This is a genomic window from Plantibacter sp. H53 (assembly GCF_001650455.1).
GTDB lineage: Bacteria > Actinomycetota > Actinomycetes > Actinomycetales > Microbacteriaceae > Plantibacter > Plantibacter flavus_A.
On record NZ_LWCT01000039.1, the window covers coordinates 1 to 5,586 of the forward strand.

Here is a 5,586-nt window from a genome sequence, read left to right on the forward strand (position 1 = left end):
GGGCGGCGGCGGTTCGGCCGAGTTGCCACCCGGGGTGACCGACGGTCCTAATGGTGAGCGGACGGTCTGCAGCCTCATGCGGCCGGACGAGTGTTACACCTTCACGCCCGGCGACCTCGGCACCGACCTCGGGGCAGCACCCGCCGCGCAGCCCGTCACGATCCGCGACGTCGCCAGCTTCGCCCCCGCCGCACCCACCGTCACCACCGAACCCGCCGCTTGGGGTGTCCGCGGGCTCCACACCAACGTCATCGCCGGCGCCTCCGGACACACCCGCACCGGCACCCTCCTCGGCCAGGTCGCGGAGGTGCACTTCATCCCCGTCGGATTCACCCTCGACTACGGCGACGACGAGAGTGCGACCGTCCGGACCGGTGGATCCAGCTGGGCCGCCCTCGGGCTCGCGGAGTTCTCCAAGACCCCCACCAGCCACCGCTACACGACGGTCGGGACCAAGACCATCACCGTCGAGGTCGAGTACGCCGCCGAGTACCGCATCGGTGAGAGTGGCTGGCTCCCCGTCATCGGAACCCTGCCGATCCCGACCGAAGAACCCCACACGGTCCAGATCGTCCGCAACTCCACCGTCGGCGTCGACAAACCCTGCCGACCCGGCACACCCGCCATCGGCTGCTGACCTCACACCCGCACCGGAGGAGATCGTCAGGAGGTCGTGAAGACCGCAAGCCGCGCAAGCTGCGGCTGGGCTCGCGATGCGGTGATCGTCACACGCAGCTCGGTCGTCCCGACGGTTTCGAACCGGAGGATCCGCTGAGCACCCACCGTCGCTGCCGAAGCGAGCACCCGCGGCACACCGGCGGCGTCCACCACCGAGACCTCGACCCCCTCGATCACTTGACCGTGCGCGATCGCCTCGCGCACGCTCACTCCGGACACCAGCTGGGGTCGATCCCAGCGGAGCCGCAGGGTCGGCAGCGGATCGTCGTCGGCCGGACGCCACGTCACCGGGTCCGACTGTGACCCGGTCCCCGTGATCGACGCGGCCGGCACGGGCGCGCTCGACATCGTGAGCAGGGCTGAGCCGGCGACGTCAAGCCGTTCCAGGTCGTCGATGAGTCGGCCGAGACCGGTAAGGCTCTCGAGGTCGGGATCCGCGATCAAGCCCTCCCTGGTGGGCGGCAGGTTGAGCAGGAACGTCGCGTTCCCACCGACACTGCGCTCGTAGATGTCGAAGAGTTCCTCGGCCGAGCGGACCATCCCGTCCTCGGAGGGGTGATGGAACCACCCCGGACGGATCGAGGTGTTGACCTCCGCCGGGTACCAGACGAGCGGCTCCGTGGTCGCGAGGATCGCAGCGCGGCTACCGAGGTCGTCCTCGTCGGACTGGACGGCCCGGGAGAACAGCCCGTCGTCGACCTGCTGCGAGCGGTCCGCGGTGCGCTCGGCATCTCGCAGCGACGCAGGGACCACACTCCACTCGTCAGCCCGCGTGGACCCGGCCTCGTTCCCGCACCAGCGCACGTCCGGCCCGCACACGCTGATCGCCGCGTTCGGCTGCAGCTCGCGCACGACCGCGTAGTAGCGGTCCCAGTCGTACAGCTGCTTCTTGCCGTTCGGCCCTTCGCCGTTCGCGCCGTCGAACCAGACCGAGAACAGCTCGCCGTATCCGGTGAGGAGCTCGGTCAGCTGCGCGACGAAGAAGTCGTCGTAGGCGTCACCCGAGCCGTAGCTCGGTTCGGCGCGGTCCCACGGCGACAGGTAGACGCCGAACGCCAGCCCCGCCGCGCGACACGCTTCCGCGACCTCTGCGACGAGGTCGCCTCCACCGTCGCGCCACGGACTCGACGCCACCGAGTGGTCGCTGACGGCCGTCGGCCACAGCGCGAAGCCGTCGTGATGCTTGCAGGTGAGGATGAGCCCGCGCATGCCGGCGCTCTTCGCCGCCGCGACCCACTGCGCCGCATCGACGCCAGCCGGGTCGAACACGGCGGGCGACTCGGTGCCGTCGCCCCACTCCCGATCGGTCATGGTGTTGACCCCGAAGTGGATGAAGCCGTAGAACTCCATCCGCTGCCACGCGAGCTGCCGGGGCGACGGCACGACGGCGACCGCTTCCGCCAACCGCGCAGCGACCGTCTCCGCCGAGCCGCCGCTCATCGGAACTTCCGGTTGTAGAGGGCGAGCAGCGTGATCAACCCGGCGAGTCCGAGGAGCATCACCCCGAGGTTCAGCCACCCGACGGACTGGTTGGCGATGATCACCGCGGCCACGCAGATCACGAAGACGACCGCCGCGACGACGGCTCCCACACGTTCCTTGGTCATTCCTTCAGCCCTCCGGCTCCGACGTTCTGCAACAAGCGTTTCTGGATGATGATGTAGAGGATCACGACCGGGATGATGACGATCACCATGCCCGCGTACAACCGCCCGTAGTCGGCTGCCGCACGCTGTGCCTGGAACAGGTTGAGCAGTCCCACCTGCAGCGTCTTGTTCTCGCCCGGGATGAGCGACAGGGAGATGATGTAGTCGTTCCAGTAGCTCAGGAAGTTGAACAGGATCGCCGTGCTGATCGCCGGCATCGCCATGGGCAACATGACCGTCCGCATCGTGCGGAACCGGGACGCACCGTCGAGCGTGGCGGCCTCCTCGTAGGACACCGGGATGGTGCGGAAGTAGGCGAGCAGCAGGTAGATCGTGAACGGCAGCGACGTCGCCGCGTAGACGAGCCCCAGGACGAACAGGTTGTCGATGAAGAAGCCGCTCGGCATGAAGGTCCGCAGGGCCTTGTCCCACCCGAGCAGCATGAGGAAGATCGGGATGACGATGTAGTTCACGTTGATGAACAAACCGGCGAGCAGCAGTGTCTCGAGGATCGACTTGCCGCGGAACTCGAACCGCGCCAGCGCATAGGCGGCCGGCACGGCGATGATCAGCACGAAGCAGAGGCCGACGACCGTGACGAGCAGGGAGTTGAGCAGATACGGGCCCATGTTGGCGTCGACGAACGCGTCGACGAAGTTCTGCCAGTGCAGGCCTTCCGGGAGCGCCCAGGGGTTGCCGTAGAACTCGCCTTTGGTCTTGACCGATGCCATGACGACCCAGAGCACGGGCACCAGGATCATGAGCGAGATGAGGATCAGGACGAGGTTCGAGATCCACGACACCGGCCGACGACGACGGACGCGCTGACGGGAGGTCGGACCAGGCGGGACCGACGAGGACGGCGGCGTGACGATCGGGGGGACTGGGGCTGAGGTGGTCGTGGTCATCAGAACTGGAGGACCTCTCGCTTGGTCGCGCGGCTGATGATGAGCGCCGCGAGGAATGAGAACAGGAAGATCGCTGTCCCGATGGCCATGCCGTAGCCGTAACTCGAGTTCGTGTACGCCTGCTTGTACATGTAGTCGAGGAGGACCTCGGAGGCGCCGTCCGGACCGCCGCCGGTGAGTGCCCGGACGAGCACGAACGCGAGGTTGATCGAGCTGATGATGAAGAAGATGAGGGACGTGCGGAGCGTCTCCCAGACGAGCGGCAGCGTGATGTCGAAGAACTGCCGGAACGGGCCGGCACCGTCGAGCGCGGAGGCCTCGTAGATCTCGGCCGGGATGTTCGACATGCCCGACATGTAGAGCACGAGGTAGTAGCCGAGGGACTGCCAGACCATCGCGAAGGCGATGCTGTACATGATGATCTTCTGGTCGCCGAGCCAGACCTGCGACAACGAACCGAGGCCGAGGAAGTTCAACGAACCGTTGATGAGGCCGTTCTGCTGGTCGTACACGGCGGAGAAGATCGCTGCGACGACGACGATGGACAGCACGCTCGGCAGGTAGAGGACGAACCGGTACAGGTTGCTCGCCCGCACCTTGCCCTGGGTCATGACCCCGGCGAGGACGAGCCCGCCGGCCATCGTCACGATGGAGACGACGACGAGCAGGAAGACGGTGTTCTGGAACGCCCGGACGAACTGCATGTCGCCGGCGAGGGCGATGAAGTTGTCGAAGCCGGCGAACGTGGGGGTGCCGCCGACGCCGGTCCAGTTGTAGAGCGACATCCGGAAGACGTCGAAGGTCGGGACGACCATGAAGAGCACGTAGAGGATGATCGCGGGCGCGACGCACAGCAGCACGAAGCGGTTCTTCCCACGGGTGTTGAGGGAGACGGGGCGTCTGGCCACAGCGCGTCCTTTCTGCGAGGAGGGTGGTGCGCCCGTCCGACCAGGGGATCGGACGGGCGCACCGGTTCGGATCAGCCCGCGAGCTGGTCGGTGAGCTTGTTGCTCGCCTCGTTGACCTGGTCCTGCCAGTCCTCGAGGGTCATGGTGCCGGAGAGGACGCTGTTGGCCGCGTCGAAGAGCGTGGCCTTCAGGTCGACGCCGGGGACCGGCTTGGTCGCGGCGAAGGCACCGACGACGGCCTCGACGCCGGGCTCGCTGTAGACGGCGTAGAAGTCCTTCGCCTCACCGGTCAGGCGCTCAGGGAGCCCCTGGATCGGCTGGATGGCGTTCGCCTTCGCGAAGATGTCGGCGGCCTCGTCCGAGTACAGGTACGCGATGAAGTCCTTCGCCGCGTCCTTGTGCGCCGCCTCCTTGGGGACCCACGCCGACTCGACGAACGTCGTCAGGTAGCGCGTGCCGTCGGCCTCGGGAGCGGGGACCGGGGTGAGCCCCCACTGGAACCCGTCGGTGCGCGGGGCGTCCTTCATCTCGTTCGCGATCCAGGAGCCGTTCGGCATGAAGAGCGTCGTGCCGTCGAGGATGGTCTGCTGGTTCTTCGTGAAGTCCTGCCCGTTCGCGTAGCCGACCGTGGTCGGGGCCGCGTAGCTGAGGAGCTTCGTCGTGAGCTCGAGCGCCTCGGTCGCGTCGTCCGACTTCCAGACGTCCTGCTTGTAGGTGAGGACGTCGTTCAGGAACTCCGGTCCGCCCACTGCCGACAGCAGCGAGAAGAAGTAGGAGTCGAGGTAGCCCGCCGTCGGGTAGGTGAACAGCGAGATCCCCTCGGCCTTCGCGGTGTCGCCCAGCTCGAACATCTCGTCCCAGGTGGTCGGGACGGTCCATCCGTTGTCGGTGAACAGTTTCTGGTTGTACACGAGGCCGGTCGGCGACGCGTACATCGGCATCAGGTAGACCTTGTCGTCGCCGTAGGGGTTGGTGTTGAGGTTGCCGACGATGCCGGGGGTCAGCTTGTCGCCGACCGTGACGTCCTCGCCGGGGATCTTCTCGTCGAGGACATCGGTGAGGTCTTCCAGGTTGTTGTCGCGGACGAAGGACTCGGTGAAGCCCTCCTTCGCACCGAGGCCGAGGAAGACGAGGTCCGGGTAGTCACCGGCCGCGACCTGCGGGGTGAGTTCGTCGGCGAGGGTCTTGCTCGTGGTGAGCTCGATCTTCACGTCGGGGTTGAGCTTCTCGTAGGCCGCGACCACCTCCTTGTACATCTCGGCGCCGTAGCCGCCTTCGAATGCGGCGATCTTCAGGGTGTCGGCGTCGTCGCCGCCCGTCCCGGAGTTGCCCGCACAGCCGGCGAGCATGCCGACCGTCGCGACGGCGGCGATGACGCCGAGGGTTCTGGTGCGCTTCATGACAGGGGTCCTTCCTAGTGCTGGTGGGTGGTGCAGGGGGTGGTGG

Annotated in this window: 6 protein-coding genes; 1 reads left to right on the forward strand and 5 read right to left on the reverse strand. The window is 67.0% G+C overall.

Annotation, left to right across the window (positions count from 1 at the left end):
* Positions 1–637: hypothetical protein (locus A4X17_RS19525; RefSeq protein WP_197479095.1), on the forward strand; the 637-nt coding region annotated here is incomplete at its 5' end.
* A gap of 26 nt (positions 638–663) precedes the next feature.
* On the opposite strand, the gene A4X17_RS14485 is transcribed toward A4X17_RS19525, so the two are convergent.
* The 5 genes from A4X17_RS14485 to A4X17_RS14500 all read right to left on the reverse strand — a co-directional run bounded on the left by A4X17_RS14485 (position 664) and on the right by A4X17_RS14500 (position 5,540).
* Positions 664–2,118: an alpha-L-fucosidase gene (locus A4X17_RS14485; RefSeq protein ID WP_064296389.1), complete on the reverse strand. Its 1,455-nt coding sequence runs from the start codon at positions 2,116–2,118 to the stop codon at positions 664–666.
* Positions 2,115–2,285, reverse strand: coding sequence for a hypothetical protein (locus A4X17_RS19530; RefSeq protein ID WP_167620520.1), 171 nt, complete (start codon positions 2,283–2,285; stop codon positions 2,115–2,117). The genes A4X17_RS14485 and A4X17_RS19530 overlap by 4 nt, the downstream gene beginning before the upstream one ends.
* The gene (locus tag A4X17_RS14490) at positions 2,282–3,232 is read right to left on the reverse strand and encodes a carbohydrate ABC transporter permease (protein WP_082916196.1); all 951 of its coding nucleotides are present in this window, start codon (positions 3,230–3,232) and stop codon (positions 2,282–2,284) included. Before A4X17_RS14490 ends, A4X17_RS19530 begins: the two co-directional genes overlap by 4 nt.
* A complete protein-coding gene (locus tag A4X17_RS14495; protein WP_231884403.1) occupies positions 3,232–4,140 on the reverse strand; it encodes a carbohydrate ABC transporter permease in 909 nt (302 codons plus the stop codon). The genes A4X17_RS14490 and A4X17_RS14495 overlap by 1 nt, the downstream gene beginning before the upstream one ends.
* Before the next feature lie 71 nt (positions 4,141–4,211).
* Positions 4,212–5,540 (reverse strand): carbohydrate ABC transporter substrate-binding protein, encoded by a 1,329-nt coding sequence (locus tag A4X17_RS14500; protein WP_064296390.1) that lies wholly within the window; start codon positions 5,538–5,540, stop codon positions 4,212–4,214.
* Positions 5,541–5,586: the final 46 nt, after the last annotated feature.

Coding starts and splice junctions, on each gene's coding strand:
- A4X17_RS14485 (WP_064296389.1), bottom strand. CDS start 2,118: ATGAGCGGCGGCTCGGCGGAGACGGTCGCTGCGCGGTTGGCGGAAGCG.
- A4X17_RS19530 (WP_167620520.1), bottom strand. CDS start 2,285: ATGACCAAGGAACGTGTGGGAGCCGTCGTCGCGGCGGTCGTCTTCGTG.
- A4X17_RS14490 (WP_082916196.1), bottom strand. CDS start 3,232: ATGACCACGACCACCTCAGCCCCAGTCCCCCCGATCGTCACGCCGCCG.
- A4X17_RS14500 (WP_064296390.1), bottom strand. CDS start 5,540: ATGAAGCGCACCAGAACCCTCGGCGTCATCGCCGCCGTCGCGACGGTC.